The 19,515-nt window shown below is 36.6% G+C and carries 18 protein-coding genes; 14 read left to right on the top strand and 4 right to left on the bottom strand.

Annotated elements, in window-relative coordinates; all coding sequences use genetic code 11:
* Nucleotides 1-260 precede the first annotated feature (260 nt).
* From FZ940_RS03245 to FZ940_RS03195, 11 genes are all read left to right on the top strand, one after another.
* A complete protein-coding gene (locus tag FZ940_RS03245) occupies nucleotides 261-830 on the top strand; it encodes a 4Fe-4S dicluster domain-containing protein (RefSeq protein ID WP_148821461.1) in 570 nt (189 codons plus the stop codon).
* Nucleotide 831: 1 nt separating this feature from the next.
* Nucleotides 832-2,799, top strand: coding sequence for a proton-conducting transporter transmembrane domain-containing protein (locus FZ940_RS03240; protein WP_148821460.1), 1,968 nt, complete (start codon nucleotides 832-834; stop codon nucleotides 2,797-2,799).
* 9 nt (nucleotides 2,800-2,808) lie between these two features.
* Nucleotides 2,809-3,729 carry a respiratory chain complex I subunit 1 family protein gene (locus FZ940_RS03235; RefSeq protein ID WP_084041928.1) on the top strand — a complete coding sequence of 307 codons (921 nt, stop codon included), beginning with the start codon at nucleotides 2,809-2,811 and terminating at the stop codon, nucleotides 3,727-3,729.
* A gap of 1 nt (nucleotide 3,730) precedes the next feature.
* Nucleotides 3,731-4,375: a hydrogenase 4 membrane subunit gene (gene hyfE / locus FZ940_RS03230; RefSeq protein ID WP_021091711.1), complete on the top strand. Its 645-nt coding sequence runs from the start codon at nucleotides 3,731-3,733 to the stop codon at nucleotides 4,373-4,375.
* A 2-nt stretch (nucleotides 4,376-4,377) separates the two neighbouring features.
* Nucleotides 4,378-5,859: a hydrogenase 4 subunit F gene (locus FZ940_RS03225; RefSeq protein ID WP_021091695.1), complete on the top strand. Its 1,482-nt coding sequence runs from the start codon at nucleotides 4,378-4,380 to the stop codon at nucleotides 5,857-5,859.
* Nucleotides 5,856-7,592 carry a hydrogenase large subunit gene (locus FZ940_RS03220; protein ID WP_148821459.1) on the top strand — a complete coding sequence of 579 codons (1,737 nt, stop codon included), beginning with the start codon at nucleotides 5,856-5,858 and terminating at the stop codon, nucleotides 7,590-7,592. Before FZ940_RS03225 ends, FZ940_RS03220 begins: the two co-directional genes overlap by 4 nt.
* Complete coding sequence (locus FZ940_RS03215; protein WP_148821458.1) at nucleotides 7,589-8,128, top strand: formate hydrogenlyase complex iron-sulfur subunit; 540 nt, start codon at nucleotides 7,589-7,591, stop codon at nucleotides 8,126-8,128. The genes FZ940_RS03220 and FZ940_RS03215 overlap by 4 nt, the downstream gene beginning before the upstream one ends.
* A complete protein-coding gene (locus FZ940_RS03210; protein WP_148821457.1) occupies nucleotides 8,125-8,949 on the top strand; it encodes an NADH-quinone oxidoreductase subunit B family protein in 825 nt (274 codons plus the stop codon). Before FZ940_RS03215 ends, FZ940_RS03210 begins: the two co-directional genes overlap by 4 nt.
* Entirely contained in the window at nucleotides 8,946-9,290 is a 345-nt protein-coding gene (locus tag FZ940_RS03205; RefSeq protein WP_021091884.1) for a formate hydrogenlyase maturation HycH family protein, read from the top strand. Before FZ940_RS03210 ends, FZ940_RS03205 begins: the two co-directional genes overlap by 4 nt.
* Complete coding sequence (locus tag FZ940_RS03200) at nucleotides 9,290-9,736, top strand: hydrogenase 3 maturation endopeptidase HyCI (RefSeq protein WP_148821456.1); 447 nt, start codon at nucleotides 9,290-9,292, stop codon at nucleotides 9,734-9,736. The genes FZ940_RS03205 and FZ940_RS03200 overlap by 1 nt, the downstream gene beginning before the upstream one ends.
* Before the next feature lie 163 nt (nucleotides 9,737-9,899).
* Nucleotides 9,900-10,766: a formate/nitrite transporter family protein gene (locus FZ940_RS03195; protein WP_072594540.1), complete on the top strand. Its 867-nt coding sequence runs from the start codon at nucleotides 9,900-9,902 to the stop codon at nucleotides 10,764-10,766.
* Between the two features lie 80 nt (nucleotides 10,767-10,846).
* Here FZ940_RS03195 and FZ940_RS03190 read toward each other — a convergent pair whose 3' ends face one another.
* A complete protein-coding gene (locus FZ940_RS03190; RefSeq protein WP_148821455.1) occupies nucleotides 10,847-11,485 on the bottom strand; it encodes a Crp/Fnr family transcriptional regulator in 639 nt (212 codons plus the stop codon).
* 143 nt (nucleotides 11,486-11,628) lie between these two features.
* Nucleotides 11,629-12,042 carry an acyl-CoA thioesterase gene (locus FZ940_RS03185; RefSeq protein ID WP_087577831.1) on the bottom strand — a complete coding sequence of 138 codons (414 nt, stop codon included), beginning with the start codon at nucleotides 12,040-12,042 and terminating at the stop codon, nucleotides 11,629-11,631.
* 90 nt (nucleotides 12,043-12,132) lie between these two features.
* On the opposite strand from FZ940_RS03185, the gene ciaB reads away from it, so the two are divergent.
* Nucleotides 12,133-13,974, top strand: a complete 1,842-nt coding sequence (gene ciaB / locus FZ940_RS03180; RefSeq protein ID WP_148821454.1) for an invasion protein CiaB — start codon at nucleotides 12,133-12,135, stop codon at nucleotides 13,972-13,974.
* 453 nt (nucleotides 13,975-14,427) lie between these two features.
* Nucleotides 14,428-16,311 carry a putative bifunctional diguanylate cyclase/phosphodiesterase gene (locus FZ940_RS03175; protein WP_262367586.1) on the top strand — a complete coding sequence of 628 codons (1,884 nt, stop codon included), beginning with the start codon at nucleotides 14,428-14,430 and terminating at the stop codon, nucleotides 16,309-16,311.
* Here FZ940_RS03175 and FZ940_RS03170 read toward each other — a convergent pair.
* Nucleotides 16,304-16,843, bottom strand: a complete 540-nt coding sequence (locus FZ940_RS03170) for a hypothetical protein (RefSeq protein ID WP_107697436.1) — start codon at nucleotides 16,841-16,843, stop codon at nucleotides 16,304-16,306. The genes FZ940_RS03175 and FZ940_RS03170 overlap by 8 nt on opposite strands.
* A 373-nt stretch (nucleotides 16,844-17,216) precedes the next feature.
* Here FZ940_RS03170 and FZ940_RS03165 point away from each other — a divergent pair, with 373 nt between their 5' ends.
* Nucleotides 17,217-19,289, top strand: coding sequence for a bifunctional diguanylate cyclase/phosphodiesterase (locus FZ940_RS03165; RefSeq protein ID WP_262367585.1), 2,073 nt, complete (start codon nucleotides 17,217-17,219; stop codon nucleotides 19,287-19,289).
* On the opposite strand, the gene FZ940_RS03160 is transcribed toward FZ940_RS03165, so the two are convergent.
* Nucleotides 19,286-19,474 (bottom strand): hypothetical protein, encoded by a 189-nt coding sequence (locus FZ940_RS03160; protein ID WP_148821451.1) that lies wholly within the window; start codon nucleotides 19,472-19,474, stop codon nucleotides 19,286-19,288. The genes FZ940_RS03165 and FZ940_RS03160 overlap by 4 nt on opposite strands.
* Nucleotides 19,475-19,515 lie beyond the last annotated feature (41 nt).

The raw sequence follows: 19,515 nt of genomic DNA, 5'->3' as shown, positions 1-19,515 counted from the left end.
TTAGCAAATAAACATACCTAAAAATCGATATTAAATAGATAATCTTAAAAATATATAAAATAAAAATTTAATTTTAAAAATACAAAATTTGTCAGATAGATGACGGAAATTATTTGCGATAAGTTATAAAATTGTTTCAAGAAATTTAGGAAGGAGTGTTTGAGATGTTAAATAAAAATTTAACTATCTCTATCTGGGTGATTAACAATCAACCTATTAGTGAGCAAGGCGTTTTAGCCTTGGTTTGTTAGGAGGAATTTATGAAAAAACATAAATTTGTGATTGCCGATTATAAACGCTGCATAGGATGTGCGACCTGTATGGCTGCATGTTTTAAAAGCGCTTATGAACGAGGCAAACTATCACGTGCAAGGCTAAGCGTGTTAAGAGAAGCTAGTGGTGTTATGCCGACTCAGTGCAGACAATGCGACGATGGCCCTTGCGCAAACGTGTGCCCAACTGGAGCGTTGCGATTTAACGATAATTGCATTGAGCTTCATGAGGAAATTTGTATAGGCTGTAAGATGTGCACGATCGCTTGTCCTTACGGTGCGATAAGCTCAAGTGCAGAGCTAATGCCTTCAGTAAATTACGCTGTCGAGCCAAAATATAACCTTGAGGTAGAGTCACAATCAGGTGCAAAAAACATCGCTGTTAAATGCGATATGTGTTTTGGTCGTGAGAACGGACCAGCCTGTGTTGATGTCTGTCCAACGAGTGCTCTTGTTATGATCGATCCTGAAGAGGGCAAACATAAACTTGGCAAGAGGATAGATTATGAGGCAGCGAATAAATTTGCTACTAAAATTTTAAACGGACAAGGAGCATAAGATGACTACGGTTTATATGCTATTTCTTGTAAGTGCCGTCGTTAGCATCTTGCTCTACTGCGCTCCAAAGGCCGCTGTAAAGATTGGTTTTGGACTAAGTGCTTTAAGCTGCTTTTATGCGATGTGTCACTTCGTTGCAAATATGGGAGTAAGCGATAGCTTTGCTCTTATGGATGGCTTTTTGTATTCGCCAAAATTTGCGCTAAATCCACTTGGAAATTTCTTTAGCTTTGTCGTTGTTTTCATAGGATTTGCAAGTAGCGTTTATGGTATGAGCTATGCAGACGAGTACATCAAAAAAGCAAATGTTGGCGTGTTTGCATGTTTGTTTAATACTTTTATACTCTCGATGCTTCTAGTAATCAGCGCTGATAATGTATTTTGCTTTGTTGTTTTATGGGAGCTTATGACTCTTATCTCATCATTTCTTATCATTGTCAATGATGGCAAAAATACACTTAAAGCAGTTATGGTATATCTTGGCATCGCACAAATCGGTGCATTTTGTATCACCTGTGGCTTGCTTATCACAGCTTACTACGCAGGAAGCTTTGACTTTAGCGCATTTATGGGCGTTAAGATGCCATTTGGTGCTTCTGCTGCTGTATTTGCACTATTTTTGGTCGGCTTTGGTAGTAAAGCTGGTATGTGGCCATTTCACGTTTGGCTTCCACAAGCTCACCCGGCAGCCCCGTCAAATGTTTCAGCCCTTATGTCAGGCGTTATGATTAAAGTTGCTCTATTTACACTAGTTAAATTTACGCTTTACTTACCACTTAGCACATATTTTGGTCTTACGATACTCGCTCTTGGTGCAGCTAGCTCACTATTTGGTGTTTTATACGCTCTTTGCCAACATGACTTTAAAGCCTTGCTTGCTTATCACTCAGTTGAGAACATAGGCATCATCTTACTAGGTCTTGGCACAGGAATTTACGGCGTTGCAGCTGGAAATTTAACACTTGCAGCAGTAGGTTTTCTAGCAGGTTGCTACCACGTAGTTAACCACGCTATATTTAAAGGTCTGCTTTTCCTTTGCGCTGGTTCAGTTATCCACGCTACTCATACACAAAATATGGACATCCTTGGTGGTCTTGCTAAAAAGATGCCATGGACAAGCCTTGGTATGTTTATAGGTATCATGGGTATCGCAGCCTTGCCTCCAGTAAATGGCTTTGTTTCAGAGTGGTTTACATATCAAGGTATGCTTCAAGGTGCTATGGGCGAGGGAACATTAGTTAGATACGCATTTACACTTGGTGTCGTAGCTCTTGCGCTAACAGGCGTTTTGGTCGGTATGCACCTCAAGCTTTACGCTGTTATATTTGCAGGTACTCCAAGAGATCAAAAAATTTGGGAAAATGCTAAAGAGAGTCCAATAGGCATGGTTCTTGGTATGATCATCCTAATGATAGGCTGTGTTGGCTTTGGCCTTGGCGCAAACTACATAGTTGATTACATCATGCAAGCTGTAAATTCTATCGCTATAAGCGACTATAAAGCCAGCCTTGGCGCTATAAACGTAACTTCACCAATAGGCAGTATGATCTCGACTCCGCTTATCGCTTTAGTTTTATGTGCGACTATGATTTTGCCATTTATCATCCTTGCTGTTATGAAAGCAAATAGAGATAAACCACGCAAAACTGATCCATGGGCTTGCGGCTTTAAATATAGCTCACGTATGCAAATGACAGGTGGTCCATTTACAGGCGATCTTAGAAAGATCATGCAATGGCTATTTAGAGCTGATAAAAAGATCGTTACTAGAAATTATTTTGACGCGGTTGAATATCACAACCATCCAAAAGATATCTGGTGGGGAATGTTTTATGAGCCAGTCATCAAATGGTGTATGAAATTTGCTGATAAACTAGGGATCGTTCAAAGCGGATACACAAACATATATACACTTTATATTCTAGTTTATCTATGTGCCATACTTGCTGTGGGCTACTTTTTAGTTTAGGAGACGAAAATGCAAACTATACTTTTAATGATATTTCAAGTAGTCGTTATCGTTTTGGTAGCTCCTTTGTTTGATGGTATGGCAAGAAAACTAAGGGCTAGACTTCAATCAAAACAAGGTAGCGATTTCTTTCAAACATATCGTGATATTATAAAACTCTTTAGAAGAGGAAGAACCGTTCCTGAATGCTCACACTGGGTATTTAGATGGGCTCCATTTTTTCTATTCGCGACTTCAGCTGCAGTACTAGCTGCTATACCTATAACATATAGCAAAGACACTGTTTTTGGAGCATATTCAGATATATTTGTGATCCTTTATCTTGGCGCATTGCTTAGATTCGTATTTGGTGCAGCTTCGATGGATAGTGGCAACCCATTTGCAGCAACAGGCGGCGGCAGAGAGCAAATGCTAGGCGTATATGTCGAGCCAGTTATGATCATGTGCTTAATCGTAGTTATGCTTGCAGCTAAAACATCAAATTTAATTGAGATCCAAGAGATGGTAAAAACTGGCGTTATCGGATATCAAATCCCAAGTTTTGCCGTAGCTTCTATCGCATTTTTATGGTGCATGTATGTTGAGACTGGTAGAAAACCATTTGACGTAGCTGAAGCTGAGCAGGAGCTTCAAGAAGGCTTGCTTGGCGAGTATGCAGGTAGCGACCTTGGTTTAGTTCAAGCATCACTTATATTAAAACAGTTTGCTATGATCGGACTTTTCCTAACTATATTTGAGCCATGGAATTTTAGCAATCCTTTCTTAGCTATTATCGTTTTTGTGATAAAAACTGGAGTATTTTACGTGGCAGCTGTCTTTATAGACAACTTTGGACCACGCTTTAAAATGACTTCATCTTTACGCAAAAATGCACTTGGTGCACTTGCTATCTCGTTTGTTGCACTAACACTTTATGTAGTAGGAGTGTGAGATGCAAACACTTGATATTTTAGCCATTTGCATGATCGTAACTTCGCTTGCGGTTTTTGGTCTTAGAAGCTTAAAACTCTCAATCATCGCTTATGCGATTGAGACACTACTTTTAGTTAGCATATTTTTCTTGCTATCTGAGAAATTTAACGCCGAGCAGCTCAAAACTTGGGCGATCGTTGCATTTTTTACCAAAGTTTTGCTTGTGCCAGGAATTTTATTCTGGCTTATCAAAAAACTTGGTGTAGTTAGCGAAGATGAGCCAGTTGGTGGATTTTTTGTAAGTCCTGTTATTGCTATGGGATTTTCTCTAGCTCTTTCAATGAGTATCCACCCTATATTTTTAAAATTCTCTCTTATCAAAGAAGAGATCATGCTAATCGCAGCTGGAACAGTCTTTATGATGGGAATTTTTGGCTTCATGCTAAGAAACTCATTTATAAAACAAATTCTAGCTTACTGCTTGTTTGAAAACGGCATCCATCTAAGCCTTGCTCTAATGGCTTATAACTCACATGAGCTAGTCGAGCTTGGAATTTTAACAGATGCGATATTTGCCGTTATCATCATGAGCATTCTAGCGATTAGATTTTATAAAGCTTATGATAGCTTAGATACTTCTAAAGCTTCAAATTTAAGGGGTTAGAGATGGATAGTTTAGCTTTAATACTTATCTTACCGCTCCTTGGTGCTTTGGTCTTGTTTTTGAGTCCTAAAAATTATGCGGTATTAAGCGGACTTCACGTTTTGTTTTCTGCTGCGACATCGGTGGCTTTACTTAACAATGTTCTTAAAGTCTTAAGTAGCGGAACTTTTTATAGTTTTGATAAATTTTTGTTTTTAGATAGCTTAGGCTGTGTTTTCTTGGTGCTTATTGCTGTAACTGGATTTATAGTAAATTTCTACTCTATCCACTACATGAGATGGGAACTAGAAGATGGACACATCCACCTAAGTGATCTTAAAAAATATTATGCACTAAGCCATGTATTTATCTTTACAATGACTTTAAGCGTTATTTGCAACAACGTTGCGTTTATGTGGGCAGCTATCGAGGCAACAACTCTTGCTTCAGTATTTTTGGTCGCTATCCACAAAGATCAAAAATCAACAGAGAGTGGTTACAAATACATCGTTCTTTGCTCAATCGGCCTAGCATTTGCACTTTATGCGACTGTTCTTTTATATTCAGCTACATTTAGCACTCTAGGAGATGGCGAAGCTTCTATGCTATTTTCAAGCATAATGGCAAACGCTAAAAATTTAAACCCAGATGCAGCAAAACTTATCTTTGTATTTGCTCTAATTGGTTTTGGTACAAAAGCTGGTCTTGCTCCAACTCACACTTGGCTACCAGACGTTCACGCTGAAGGTCCAGCGCCTATCTCAGCTTTGCTTTCAGGTGTACTTTTAAAATGTGCGATGCTTGCACTTTTAAGATACTACGCTATCACAGCTCAAGCAGTTGGATTTAGCTTTGTTGAGGGCATAATGATCGTTTCAGGAACTATCACTCTTTTTGTAGCGGGATTTTTCCTAATCAGACAACACAACGTAAAAAGAATGTTTGCTTATCACTCAATCGTTCACATGGGTGTTATCGCATTTGCACTTGGTGTTGGCGGTAAATTTGGTCTATTTGCAGCGATATTTCACTGCTTGGCTCACAGCTTCACAAAAGCTTTGGCGTTTTGCTCAACAGGCAATATCGCAAGAATTTATGGTCACAAAGATATGAGCAAGATGGGCGGTATGGTTAAGATCGCACCGATCACTACCATAATGTTTGGCGCGGCTGTTTGTTCGCTTGTTGGTGTTCCAGCGTTTGCTATATTTGTTAGCGAATATAATGTCTTTGTAGGAGCTATCACAAGCGGTCAATACATCGCAGTTGCACTATTTGCTATTGCACTTGCAGTTATTTTCATAGCTGACTTTGCACACTTTAACATGGCAAGCTTTGGCGAGCCAAAAGGTGTGGTTGTTCATAATAAAGAGATGAGTTTGTTAGAGAATTTACCTCTTATAGCACTTTGTGCCCTTATCATAATCTTTGGCGTATGGCACGTAGATAGCTTTTATACGCTAGTAGATAACGGTGTTAATATAATGATGGGAGCTTTAAAATGAGAGGCGATAAATTTGTTGAAATCCTAAAAACTAAAGTAAAAATTTTAGAGGTAACTCGTCAAGCAGACGATCAAATCACAGTTTTGGTTGATAGAAATGACCTCCCGCTAGCTGTTAAAACGCTTTATTATGATATTGGCGGTTTTATAAGCACGATGATACCAAATGACGAGCGCCAGATAAATGGCAGCTTTGCACTTTATTATGCTCTTTCAATGGAAGGTAGCAAGATGACTGAAGCGGACGACTTTGCGCCTGAGGATAAGTGCTTTATTACTGTTAAAACGCTTATCCCAGGAAGCGATCCGACATTTCCATCTGTTACTCCGCTAGTGCCAGCTTGTGTTTGGTATGAAAGAGAAGCTTATGATATGTTTGGCCTTGTAGCTGAAGGTTTACCTGATAAAAGACGTTTAGTTTTAAGTGATGACTGGCCAGACGGACTTCACCCACTTAGAAAAGATGCGATGGATTATCGCTACCGCCCTGATCCAGTTGATCACAGAGATGAGCCTGATGCAGAATTTTTATTTCCAACTGGTGATGCAGTAGTTGATGTCCCACTTGGACCACTACATATTACTTCAGATGAGCCAGGTCACTTTAGACTTTTCTGTGACGGCGACGAGATCATCGACGCTGACTACCGCTTGTTCTATCAACACCGCGGTATGGAGAAGCTAGCTGAAAACAGAATGAACTATGATCAGATGGGCTATCTTGCAGAGCGCGTTTGTGGAATTTGTGGTTATGCTCACGCTATCGCTTGTATTGAAGCAGCAGAAAAAGCTATCAAACTTGAAATTCCACTAAGAGCTCAAGCTATACGCGTCATCTGTCTTGAGATCGAGCGTCTTCACAGCCATCTTTTAAATATCGGTCTAGCTTGTGAGGTCACTGGTAACTATAATGCGTTTATGCACATCTTTAGGGTTCGTGAGTACTCTATGGAGCTAGCTCAACTAGTAACTGGCGGACGTAAAACATACGGTAACGTCGTTATGGGCGGCTTAAGACGTGATATGACAAACCATGAGATCAAAAAAGGTATCGAGATCATTAACAAACTTGACATTCAAATTTCAGAAATTTGGGATGCAGTTTTGGAAGATAAACGCCAAATCGGACGCTGGAAAGGTGTAGGTATCTTAGACCGTCAAATAGCACGTGACTTTAGCCCAGTTGGTCCAAATATGAGAGGCTCTGGCTTTAAACGTGATAACCGCTATGATCACCCATACGACTTCTTCAAACAGATAGAATTTGAAGTAGCAGTTGAACATGGTTGCGACGTTTTTGCTCGTGAGATGGTTAGATATAAAGAGCTAAAAAGCTCTATCCACATCATCCGCCAATGCTTTGAGATGATGCCTCAAACTCCGATCATGATCGATCCTGTGACTATGATCAAGCCTGAAAATTTCGCACTTGGTCACGATGAAGCACCACGTGGTGAGAACGTTCACTGGATCATGCAAGGTAGCGCTCAAAAAGTATATCGCTGGAGATGTAGGGCTGCGACATATAACAACTGGCCAAGCCTAAGGTATCAATTTAGAGGAAACAACATAAGTGATGCTGCACTTATCGTTTGCTCACTTGACCCTTGCTACTCATGCACCGAGCGTGTTACATTAGTCGATGTAAGGACTAAAAAGAGCAAAATTTTAACAGAAAAAGACCTTAAAAAATTCTGTCAAGATGGCGGGGTTAGTAAAAAGGATTTAAGATGATGAAGTTATTTGACATCACAGAAAAATATGGAAAGGCGACATACGCCTATCCATTTGAGCCATATATTGTTCCTGAAAATTTCCGTGGTCAGCCAAACTATACATACGATCTTTGCATAGGTTGTGCAGCTTGCGGTATCGCTTGTCCTAGTAACGCGATAGAGCTTAAGATGAACGATGAGCAAGCAAAGCTTGTTTGGGAATTTGACTGCGGACGTTGTATATTTTGCGGTCGCTGCGATGAGGTTTGCCCAACTGGAGCTGTAAGACTTAGCGATAGCTTTGAGCTAGCGGTTAAATTTGACAAGAGCGCTCTTATACAAAGAGGCGAGCTTGAGATGCAAACTTGCAAATGCTGCGGCAAGCCATTTACGCCAAAAAGGCTTATAAATTTCACCCTTGAGAAGCTTGGTACAGCAAATTTACTCCCAGGCAGACTTGAAGAAGCAAAAGACTACCTTTATATCTGCCCAGAGTGCAAGAAAAATCAATCTGCTGAGAGGCTAACAAAAGGCATTGAGGAGGCTATAAAATGAGTCTATATCAAGTCCCAGAGGACATAAAAACAGCAAATGATCTAACTGCAAAGCTAGAGCATCTAAAAAATATCAAAAGAAGCTTTAGCGTTTATAGGATCGACTGCGGAAGCTGTAACGGCTGTGAGATAGAAATTTTTGCAGCTATTACGCCGATGTGGGACCCTGAGCGTTTTGGTTTCAAGCTTGTAGCAAACCCAAGACACGCTGATATTTTGCTTTGTACTGGTCCTGTAACAAGACAGATGTATTATCCGCTTCTTCGTGCCTATGAGGCGACTCCAGATCCTAAGATCGTAGTTGCTCTTGGTGCATGCGGAAGCAGTGGCGGAATTTTCCACGACGCTTATAGTGTTTGGGGTGGCATCGATAAGATAATCCCAGTCGATGTCTATATCCCAGGCTGTCCTCCACATCCAGCAAGCATTATTTACGGTCTTGGCATGGCTCTTGGTATCATCGATCAAAAACTTCATAAAAAAAGCTATGAAGAAGATAACACATTGCCACCTTTGGTTGAGAAGTCAGTCATAGGCGACATCTTGTTTGAGCGTGATTTGCAAGCTGAAAGCAGAAGGCTAATGAGCTATATTTTTGGTAGAATCCTTTTTGAAAAATATATGAATGCTATCAAATGTTCAAAAGATGTCCATGACCCAAGCATTTCAAGAGAGGCTGTGCTTACAGCTATCAAAAAAGAGGAAGATCCTAGATATGCCGAGTGCATGGGGCTTTTGCATAATGATGTCTATCTAAAATATGCAAAAGCTGATAAAAGCTTTGCGATAGACGTTGATAGCGAGGTTTGGAGTAAGAGATGATACAAGTTTATAAGCTTACAAAAAGGCATATGGACGACAACGACAAGCTTCCACGCGAGCTAAAGGAGATAAAAATTTTCTCCACTTGCGTGGGACATGGCGTTGGCACGATTGATTTTAGCGAGAAAATTTTAGAGCTAAGCGATGAGGAATTTGACGAGATGATCAAAAACTCAGGCGAATACGTGAAATTTAAGATCGGAAATTTAAGCAAATATTTTGAAGTTGAAATTTTTGCCGAGCATATCGCTAAACTCTTGCCGCAGCTTTGTGAGTGTAAGCTTAAAGAAATTTTGGCAAATTTAAAAGAGGGATATATCGTGCTTAGGAAGGACTTTTGATGAAAAAGGCCATCCTTTGCATCGGTAATCCTATGCGTGGCGATGATGATGTGGGTAATGAAGTAGGCCGCATTGTAGAGGACGAGCTAAAAGAGTGGAAGGTCTTTTTTGGGCAAGATGTGCCTGAGAATGAATTCTCAGCTATTAGAGAATTTGCGCCTGATATCTTGATAGTAGTCGATGCGATGAGCGGTTTTGATGAGGATAAGATAGAGTTTTTTGACCTAAGTGACGATAGAGACTACATCTACTCAACCCACAACCTCCCAACGCCAGTGCTTTTAAGCTATTTGCGAAAAATTTGCCCAAAGACGCTTTTTCTTGGCATTAGTGTCTTGCTTGAAAATGTCCTTGATTTTGAAGAGGGTCTAAGCGAGCAGGCTAAAAAAAGTGCCAGAAAAGCTTTTTTGAGAATTGTAGAGATTGATAAAAATTTAGTCGGTTAAATTTAGTAAATAGCTAAATTTAGTCTTTTTGGTTACTAAAGACAAAATTTTACTTTTAATCGCAAGCAGTGATTTGACTTTAGTAATTTTGCAAAGTGTTAAACTTTGGTCGCAAAGATGAGCCTGGCTCATGTGCGAGATTGAAAATAAAAAGGAGAATGTGATGTTAAATCCGGCAGAAACCGCTCAAGCGGTCTCAAGCTCTATGGAGCATAAGGCTCATATGCCACTTACTAGTATTATCTTCCTTGCTATCATGGCTGGAGCTGCTATTGCTATGGGTGATATTTTCTGGGCTCACTCGACAGTTGGTATGGCTGAAAACCAGTCTATTGGCCTTTCAAATTTTATCGGCGGTATCACATTTAGCTGTGGTCTTATGATGGTTGTCTTTTATGGCGGACATCTTTTTACAAGCTCAGTTTTAAGTGGTGTTAGTGCATATGAAGGAAAGCTAAAACTAGGTAAGACTATCGGATACTGGGCTATCGTTTGGATATTTAACTTCGTTGGCGGCGCATTGATAGCTTATATGTACTACTACTCAGGCTTGCCACTAAAGTATGATGGCTACATCTTGCAGCACTTTATACCAGCTGGCATTGGCAAGATCACAGCACCATTTCATGAGCTATTTATCCGTGGAATTTTTTGTAACGTCTTTGTTTGTATGTCTATTTGGACTGCGACAAGTGAGAGCAATCTATCTGGTAAATTCTTTGCCATTATGTGGATGATCGGCGCATTTGTGGCTTGCTCTATGGAGCACTGCGTGGCAAATATGTTTATAATCACTGAAGCCATTATCTCAAAAGCTCACTATATAGCAGCAAACGGCGGAGATATCGCTGCTGCAGCTGCAGCTCTAGGACATGGCATTACGGCTGAAAAACTAGAAGTTTTAAACTGGGGAAATTTCATCGGTAAAAACTTAGTTCCGGTTACACTTGGTAATATCTGCGGCGGACTTTTCTTTGTTGGTTTAGTTGGCTTTATGGCTAATAAATTTGACATGAAGAAAAAAGCTTAAAAATTTTTAGTCTTTGCTTTTTGGCAAAGACTAATCCTCTAAGGCTACTCTTTGCTAGCCATTATAAAAATTTTTGATTTTTAGTTTGTGTAACTTTCAAGTTTTTCATAATCAATTATTAAAAACTCGTGTGGTGTGATCTTTCTTATGATGTCGTCTTTTATAAGCTCATTAAAAGCAGTTGAAGCGCTTTGGCGTTTGAGCCCCACAAAGCTTGAGAGTACCTTTAGAGAAAATGGCAAAAATATGTAGTGATATCCATTTTGCTTTAGATCCTGCTCCTTTGCAAGCTCGATCAAAAAATTTGCAATCCTGCCTTTTGCATCTTCAAAAAGTATTGATTTTATGATTTGGCGTTGCACGATCACTGCATTTAACACAGCTTTTAAAATTTCATCTACAACATTTGCATTTGATAAAATTTCACCTATTTTGTTTAAATTTATAGTATAAATTTCAGCATCTTCAAGCACTTCAAAAGCGCAATTATCATCAAGTACGGCGATGTTGCTCGCTTCTAAATGATAAAGGATAAATTCCTCTCCATCTTCAAAAAATGAGAGCTTTGCACAGCCACTTTTTAAAATGATGATCTTGATCTCTTCGGTGTAGATTATGCTTGTTTTTGGAAGGTTTTTGTACTCAAATTTATCAAGCTCGGATTGAGTTAGGATATCTAAAATTTGTGTTTGCAAAAGACCTAAACGCGACTTTTTCATGATTCTCCCAAAAGTAGTTTTGGATTTTATCTTAGAAAGTATTTAATCAAGTTGAAATTTTTGCTTTTTAATTTTTAAATTTCAATAATTTTTAAAAATAGTGTTAATTTTTAAAGAAGGTTGCATAAAATGCAACCAAATTCTTAAAAACCATGAAGTTTTTTTAGATTTTCATCTATAGGTTTTTTATGTCCATCTTTTGTCACACTGACGTAGGTTGCGGTAGCGCTAGTAACGTGTATAGTTTCTCTATATCCGCCCGGATTTAGCCTAAGAGCGGTTACTTCTATTTGCGTTGTTATTGAGGTTTTGCCAACAGAGATGATTTTAGCGTAGCAGCTTAACACATCGCCAACAAAGACTGGTTGCTTGAAAATGATCTCTTTCATAGAAATTGTCACAACGCGTTCGGGAGAAATTTCTCTTGCGGCTTGTGCACCTGCAAGGTCGATCTGGCTCATTATCCAACCACCAAATATATTTCCAGCTGAGTTTGTATCTTTTGGTAGCATGACTTGTTTTATGCGCGGCTCACCAAAATCTTTTAAAATATCCATTTTTTACCTTTTAGATGTTAAAATTTTTGGTTGATTGTAGCAAATTTTAATGGCTTTATGCTAAAATCTTGCAACTTCAGGGGATAAAATATGAACGATTTTAAAAGATTAAATGAGCTTACAAAAGAGCAAAAATTCAAATTAAATGCTATTTATAAAAATTTGGACGATGATATCATAAACGAGGCTGTTAAAATTTGTGGTCTTGCTGGCACACCAAGCCAAAAACTAGCCCTTGCAAGAAGGATAGTAGATCTTAAAGTTGATCCGCTTCAAAATGAGCTAAAAAAGATAAATTTAGACGAGTACGAGCAAAAAAACGTACTAAATTTAATGTATAACTACGTTAGAAATTTATATGAAAATCTGCACTCAGAGCTTATAAAAAAAGCAAAAGAAGAGAAAATTTTAGATCAGTTTAATCAAGCTTTTGTAGAAGCAATACACGAGCTTGGGCTTAGCCTAAATGCGTGGCAAATTTCATGGCAAGATCGCATTATCGACACTACAAATAAAGAGTTTGAAGCTAAATTTAGTGATCTTGGTATGGCAAATGAGTTTATCACTAAAAATGCTTTGTTTCAGTGTGATGCTAATGGCGTAAGAGCTGATAGAACTTACGGCGCAGTTTGTATGGAGGATGAGAAATTTAGCTTTTTGCCTTACGCACTTGCCTTTAAAGATGAGGTTAGTGAGCTTAAAAAAGTATTTGAAAAAAATCTTGAAATTTTAAGAAATTTAGCCAAAAATGACGAGCAAAAATCTTATGTCAAATACCTTGAAAAGCTACAAAATGCCTTTTGTGAAGAAGATATTACAAAGGTGATAAACGCTTGGCAAGAGGCTGAGATAGCGTGGATGGATGTAAAAGGTCCGCTTCAGCCAGGCCATCCACTAGAATACTACGAAGATGCATACACGCACGCGGTTGCGCTTGAGTGGGATATCAGGCTTGTTGATAGCGAGGGCATAGATGAGCATAATTTTAAAGAAAAAGTGGCAAAAACTTATAAGAGTGTTTGCGAAAAGATAAAATTTGATAACGCTGAGACAAATAGGGCAGTTAGTGAAAATATCGCTAGAACGCAGCTTTATATAAGCGTGCCGATGATTTATTACGGTGCCGAGCTAAACGGGCTTTTTAGCGCTCAGGTCGTGCCAAACGATGAGAGTGTTAGCGCAAAATGTGGCAAGAAAATTTTTGCCTTTGTAAATCACGTCTATGAAGGAGCAAAGGCAAAGCCTTTTATGAAGCTTGGGGCTGAAATTTTTAGCAAGGAATTTTTAGATTTTGGTAGAGAGATTTTATTTTTAAAGCCAAAAATTTGGAAAAAAGTCTATGAAATCTCAACGATCGGTCATGAGTTTGGGCACATTCTCTTTATCGGACTTGATACCGAGATGAGCATGAATAAAAGTGGCGTCTTTAAATTTATAGAAGAGTACAAGGCGACGACTGGCGGGTTAGTAAATTTCTTCTTGCACGAAGAGGCGGAGTATAAAATGGCCGTCTTTCACGAGCTGATCGCCCGTGCGGTTGGGCTTATCGCATGGCGAAAGGTCGATGAGGTGAGGGCTTACTACTGCGAGGGGCTCATACATCTTAGCCTACTTTTTAGAGCTGGAGCGCTTAAATTTGATGGCAAACTAAGCGTGGATATGAGCGAACAAGCTTACGCTAAATTTAAAGAAATTTGCTTAGAAAACTACTACGATCTAGCGCAAACATACGCTAAAAAAGATGATGCGAGCACATTTTTAGAGAAATTTTGCCAAAAAGATGAGCTAAGCTATCTGCCAAAAGATGAAGAGTGCAAGAAATTTGTTGAGCATTTTTACGCTAGATACGAAGCTATCGGCAATGACGTAGATGATAGTGGTGAGTGGCAAAAGTGGCAAAGTTTAGCCAAAAAGGTAGAGAAAGATAGATAAAGACGAAACATGATAAGTAAAATAAGTAACGAAAATCAAGTATCTTTTTTATTTATGTTAATACTTTTTTGTGTATATGTTGTTAGTTATTTTATTGCTAGTAGTTTTTATAATGGCATAATTACTGCTCTATTTGATTTTATGATCACATTATTTATCTTTTTAAAGCTAAAAGAGACAAAAAATTTAAAAACATATTGGATATATATATTATTAGGCCTTACTTGCTGGGTAGCATCAGACACTATGTGGATGCTATATGATAAGGTTGATTTTCTTAAACAATTTCTCCCTAAAGTCAATTTTATACAAATCTCATACTTGGTCTCATATTTTATGTTTGCATTTTCTGCTTTTTATATTTTGATCAAAAATTTGAAAAATTTATTTTTAATGCAAGTATTTGTGGACTCAGTCTCTATTTCCGCAATATATTTTAGTTTTATGTGGTTTATGATTTTTAATAGAAATTTAACTCAAGTTTTAAGTCAAAAAGATTTTTTTAATCTAAGTTACATCGCCATAGATTTATTTATGTTTTGTACTTCATTTGTTGCGTTTTTTTCACTCAAATTTTCAAAAAGAAGACTATCTATACTTTTATGCTTGATAGCACTTATTGTAATAAGCACTTATGATGTTTTTACCACTACAATGGATTTTTGGATAGATGAAATATCCTTTTCTGGATACGACATTGTATTTAAGAGTTCATTTTTTATGTTGTTTGTTGCTGCGCTTCATTTAAGAGAGGGTGAGGCAAATCTAAAATTTAGGGCACTCAGAAACGATTTTGATAAAATTTTAATACAAAAGCTATTTGTTTTCGCCGTATTTTTGATGATTATGATCTTGTACTCTTGGAAGATAAATTTGACATGGTTATTTTCTATTTTAGTTACTTTGCTTGCATACGGGGCATTATCTTATACATTTTCTAATGTTAGAAAGATGGATATTTTAATTAAACGTGAAATACATATCAAAAAAGTATTAAATAATCAGATAGAAAGTAAAGTAAAAGAGCTTGAAGAGACAAATAGGCACCTACAAAGGATCAGTAAATATGATTATCTAACAAATGCTCTAAATCGCCAGTATTTTATCGCAAGGCTTGAAGAGATGATAAAGTCAAAGGCGCTTGGCGAAAAGATAGATATTTATAGTATTGACATAAACCATTTTAAGGCGATAAATGACTCGTACGGGCATTATATCGGCGATGATGTAATAGCAAAGTTTGCTTTAAATATTGAGTCAATATTGCCACCAAACGATTCCTTATTTGCAAGATCTGGCGGCGATGACTTTATTGTTGTTGTCAAGCAAAATGAAAATGTACATTGCAGGGAATTTTTACGCTATCTACTAAAAGCTATTTCAGAGCCAATAGTTATAGATGATTATAAAATTGTACTTGATGCAAAAATAGGGATTAGCTCGACACAAACTAGTGAAATTTTGGCTGATGATTTTATCATGCAATCAGAAGCAGCACTAGAAGCAGCAAAAAAAGACGCATCTGAAAAGTATGTTTTTTATAATGATATAAAAAGCATGATTCAGGATAGAAACTATATAGAAATATTGCTAAATAGCATAAGCTTTGATGAAGAATTTGAGCTAAAATTTCAGCCCCAATATCTAATAGAAGGTAAAAAAATAGTAGGAGCAGAGGCTCTTGTTAGGTGGAACTCTCCTATAAAAGGTCCGGTAGATCAATCAAAATTTATCCCAATAGCCGAACAAAGCTCTATTATCAATGCGATAGGAAAATGGGTGGCAAAAAATGCTATAAAACAAATGGCCTTTTGGAATGAAAAATATAATACAAACCTAAAAATAGGTATAAATATCTCACCAAAACAGATTGATAATATAAATTTTGCATCTAAATTTTTAAGCTATATAGATAGATACGGCATCGATCCATCTTGTGTAGATGTTGAGATCACTGAGGCTAGCCTTGTCAATGCCGAAGAGATGATGCAAAGTGCGTTATCCGAGCTTTCAAATAGAGGAATTTGCATCTCCATAGATGATTTTGGTACCGGTTTTTCATCGATGAATTACATCAAAAAATATCCTATGAGTCGTCTAAAGATCGCTAAAGAGCTGATAGATAATATTGCTAAAAATGATATAGATAAAGACGTAGTAAAAAGCGTTATAGCTTTGGCTAAAAATGTGGAGCTAAAGACTATTGCTGAAGGCGTCGAAGATGAAACCCAGCTTGAAATTTTAAGAGAGCTTGGATGCGATGAGGTGCAAGGGTATCTTTGGGGCAAGCCAATGAGTGCAGAGGATTTTGAAAAGCTTATAATAAGTGCTATTTAAGCACGCTCTTTGCGCTAAAATTTTCAAATTTCAAAATATCTTTATGGCAAAGTTTGGCCAGCTCATTTATCATTTTTGAGCTAACTTCATCTTTTGGGATTATTAGATGAATTTTTTCTTCTAAAAAAATGATAAAAATATTTTTGAGTTTATAAATTTCACTAACTTCATTTAGGCCAAATTTTTCATTTTCTTTGGGTTCGTTTTCGTAATAAGCCAGAAATTTCTCATTTACTTCAAAATTCATTTGCTTTTGAACGTCTGAAATTTCAATTCTTTTTAATGCAGCTATGCGACTTCTTTTTAAAAAAATAGGATAAAAAATGATCCAAAATATAGCAAAAACAGCCCCAATAACAGTAAAAATTTTACTTTTTAATAGCATATCAGCAACAAAACCAGCTATGATGGCTTCAGTAAATATCATAAATGTGTTTATAAAATACTGCTTTCTTGCCGCCCTTGAGAAAAATAAGATAAAAGATTTATAATCTATTAAATTTTGTCCATTTATGACGATATTGCACTTCATAAGATACCTTTGTGAATTTTAAAATTTTTGGGAAATTATAACCAAAAGCAAAGTCAATTTTTGTATAATTTGGACTATTTCTTAGGAGAGGGACACTATTTTTTTAATATCAAAATCATCTATAACTGGTATGCGAAAATGGATTTTAATTGCAGTTGTAGTGCTATTCGTATTTGCACTATTAGCATCTTTACTAGACTATAATCTAATTGGAAAAATATCTATTTTGCTTAGTTTCTTTATAATAACTTTTGGCATTTATACTTCAATGGATAAAGTAAAAACCAAAATAACGCATTGGCTTGCAATATGTTTTGGTGTTTTTTTATGGTCTATTTGCGATGCATTAATGGTGTTAAATCAAGATATACTATTGCGGACTCATAGTTCTTACGCGTATCTTGATGTATTTTTTATGTTGCCGATGATATCTATTTTAACTGGCGTTAGTATATTTTTGTATTCAAAATTTGTAGCCAGCCAAGAGAAACTAGCCATCATTATGGATAGCATAAGTGTCTTTTTTTTAATAGTAATTTTAATATATGGTATTTTTGACGAAATAGATATTTCATCGATGATAAATAATGGATCAAATATCGTTTTTCTCTCTATTGTAGCCATAAATTTTCTTATACTTTTTATTACTTTAAGTGAGATTTTTACAAGTAGTTTGCTTCATATAAAAATTAGCGGCTTTTACCTTATATCGGCTAGCATTTTATTTACGATGCTAAATTTATTTATTTTTTATAGCCAGATCTCAAATGTAAATTTTGGCCATAAAATAGATTTTTTATATATCGTTCCTTTCTTTTTTTTGATGATAGGAGCTTTTCATTTAAAAGCTAAAAATGAATATGTTACAAATACCGATAAAGATATCTCAATAGGATCAAAATGGCTACCAATAATAATAGTTTTGCCTTTGCTGTTACAGGAAGATCTAACATCTTTTAGTGCACTTATCTCACTATTTATCTTGGTTGTAAATGCTATTGTTAATTACTACGTTAAAAGCTCTATTGCAAGTAGAAAAATATTAGATTATGAGAGAAATCTTCATAGAGAGATGGAAAAGTCGATGCATGAGCGGACCAATGAACTTATGCTCGCAAATTTAAGGCTTCAAGATATGTCTGAGAAAGACTATCTAACAGATCTTGGCAATAGAAATTTTATAGTAAATGAGCTTGAGAGAATGTGTAAAAGCATTTCTGAAGATGAGGAAATCGCAGTTTATTATATAAATTTAAGCCGTTTTAAAAGCATAAATACATCTTACGGGCATGAAATAGGCGATAGAATTTTAAAATTAGTTGCAAAAAGGATACTTGAAGTTTGCAATAGACAAGAGGCCATAGCAAGGATTAGTGCGGACGAATTTATCGTATTAGCAAAAATGGAGATAAATAGTCATACAAAACGCTTAAATCTTGGTATTGCCTTAAAAGATGCTATTGAAAAGCCAATTCAAATAGATAGATATCATTTTGGGCTTAAGTGTATAATAGGCATAGATGTAGCAACAAAAAATAGCATGGCAAATCCAAGAAATATTATAAAAAATGCAGATATGGCAATGTATTACGCCAAGAAAAATCCAGCTTTAAATCCTATGGTTTATAGTGATAAAATTAGCAATGAAATGCACCTAAGCTCAAGTATCGAGATCGCGCTTAAAAAAGCTAATTTGCAAGAAGACCTTCATGCATATTTTCAACCAATATTTGATCTAAAAATCGAAAAAATGATCTACGCAGAGGTTTTTTTATATTGGAAATCAGAAAAATTTGGCTTGATGGAAGCAAGCAAATTTATGAAAGAAGTCAATATAAATAGTGATATCTTAAACGATATTTGCTCGCTTTTGGTTTCAAAGACCATAGGGTATGTAGATAGATGGCAAAAAGAAAAACTCTTGATACCAAAAATAAGCATAAATGTTGCGCAGATTCAAAGTAAATCAGAAAAATTTGTTTTAGATTTTGTTTCTAGCTTACGCTCGCATCATATAAATCCAGAGCTTTTTGAAATAGAATTTGGCGAAGAAATATGGACAAATAATTCTAAAACGCTTGATAAAATTTTTTCTATTCTTAAAGAAAATAATATAGACGTTTGCATAGATAATTTTGGCTCTGGATATACTTCATTTATTTACATTAGAAAATACGGTGTTAAGCGTATAAAAATAGCAAGTGAATTTGTTGCTCAAGCATCAAATAGCAAAATAGATGCACAAATCGTATCTGCAATTATCGATTTAGCAAAGGCAATGAAGATAAAAGTTGGTGCAAAAGGCATAGAAAGAGAAGAAGACATTTGTTTCTTAAAAGAGCTTGATTGTAATGAAGTGCAAGGACTTTTCTTATCTCGCCCTATGAGTGCAGAAGAATTTGAAGACCTTGTAAGACAAGATCCTCAAATGATAGCTAAAGTTTAAATTTCAGCCTTTATCTCTTCGTTTGATTTTACGACCATGCCTGAGCCATGGATCACGCTTGGAACACAACTGGTGCAGATATCAACTTCTTCGCCATTTTTATGAGCGTGGATAAAAACTGCATTTGTATCATCACTGCTTTTTAGTCCGCAAACATTGCAAGCCACTAGATCTTTTTCTCTCATTTTTTCTCCTTTGAAATTTTTTGCTAATTTTAGCTCCTAAA

It is taken from the genome of Campylobacter concisus (genome assembly GCF_902460415.1).
Classification (GTDB): Bacteria; Campylobacterota; Campylobacteria; order Campylobacterales; family Campylobacteraceae; genus Campylobacter_A; species Campylobacter_A concisus_Y.
The sequence above is the reverse complement of the archived record's forward strand: the minus strand, read 5'-3'. Positions and strand labels throughout refer to the sequence as shown.

Bases quoted from the DNA above. Each gene is read 5' to 3' on its own strand.
- FZ940_RS03245 (WP_148821461.1), top strand. From the start codon at position 261: ATGAAAAAACATAAATTTGTGATTGCCGATTATAAACGCTGCATAGGA.
- FZ940_RS03240 (WP_148821460.1), top strand. From the start codon at position 832: ATGACTACGGTTTATATGCTATTTCTTGTAAGTGCCGTCGTTAGCATC.
- FZ940_RS03235 (WP_084041928.1), top strand. From the start codon at position 2,809: ATGCAAACTATACTTTTAATGATATTTCAAGTAGTCGTTATCGTTTTG.
- hyfE (WP_021091711.1), top strand. From the start codon at position 3,731: ATGCAAACACTTGATATTTTAGCCATTTGCATGATCGTAACTTCGCTT.
- FZ940_RS03225 (WP_021091695.1), top strand. From the start codon at position 4,378: ATGGATAGTTTAGCTTTAATACTTATCTTACCGCTCCTTGGTGCTTTG.
- FZ940_RS03220 (WP_148821459.1), top strand. From the start codon at position 5,856: ATGAGAGGCGATAAATTTGTTGAAATCCTAAAAACTAAAGTAAAAATT.
- FZ940_RS03215 (WP_148821458.1), top strand. From the start codon at position 7,589: ATGATGAAGTTATTTGACATCACAGAAAAATATGGAAAGGCGACATAC.
- FZ940_RS03210 (WP_148821457.1), top strand. From the start codon at position 8,125: ATGAGTCTATATCAAGTCCCAGAGGACATAAAAACAGCAAATGATCTA.
- FZ940_RS03205 (WP_021091884.1), top strand. From the start codon at position 8,946: ATGATACAAGTTTATAAGCTTACAAAAAGGCATATGGACGACAACGAC.
- FZ940_RS03200 (WP_148821456.1), top strand. From the start codon at position 9,290: ATGAAAAAGGCCATCCTTTGCATCGGTAATCCTATGCGTGGCGATGAT.
- FZ940_RS03195 (WP_072594540.1), top strand. From the start codon at position 9,900: ATGTTAAATCCGGCAGAAACCGCTCAAGCGGTCTCAAGCTCTATGGAG.
- FZ940_RS03190 (WP_148821455.1), bottom strand. From the start codon at position 11,485: ATGAAAAAGTCGCGTTTAGGTCTTTTGCAAACACAAATTTTAGATATC.
- FZ940_RS03185 (WP_087577831.1), bottom strand. From the start codon at position 12,042: ATGGATATTTTAAAAGATTTTGGTGAGCCGCGCATAAAACAAGTCATG.
- ciaB (WP_148821454.1), top strand. From the start codon at position 12,133: ATGAACGATTTTAAAAGATTAAATGAGCTTACAAAAGAGCAAAAATTC.
- FZ940_RS03175 (WP_262367586.1), top strand. From the start codon at position 14,428: ATGATTTTTAATAGAAATTTAACTCAAGTTTTAAGTCAAAAAGATTTT.
- FZ940_RS03170 (WP_107697436.1), bottom strand. From the start codon at position 16,843: ATGAAGTGCAATATCGTCATAAATGGACAAAATTTAATAGATTATAAA.
- FZ940_RS03160 (WP_148821451.1), bottom strand. From the start codon at position 19,474: ATGAGAGAAAAAGATCTAGTGGCTTGCAATGTTTGCGGACTAAAAAGC.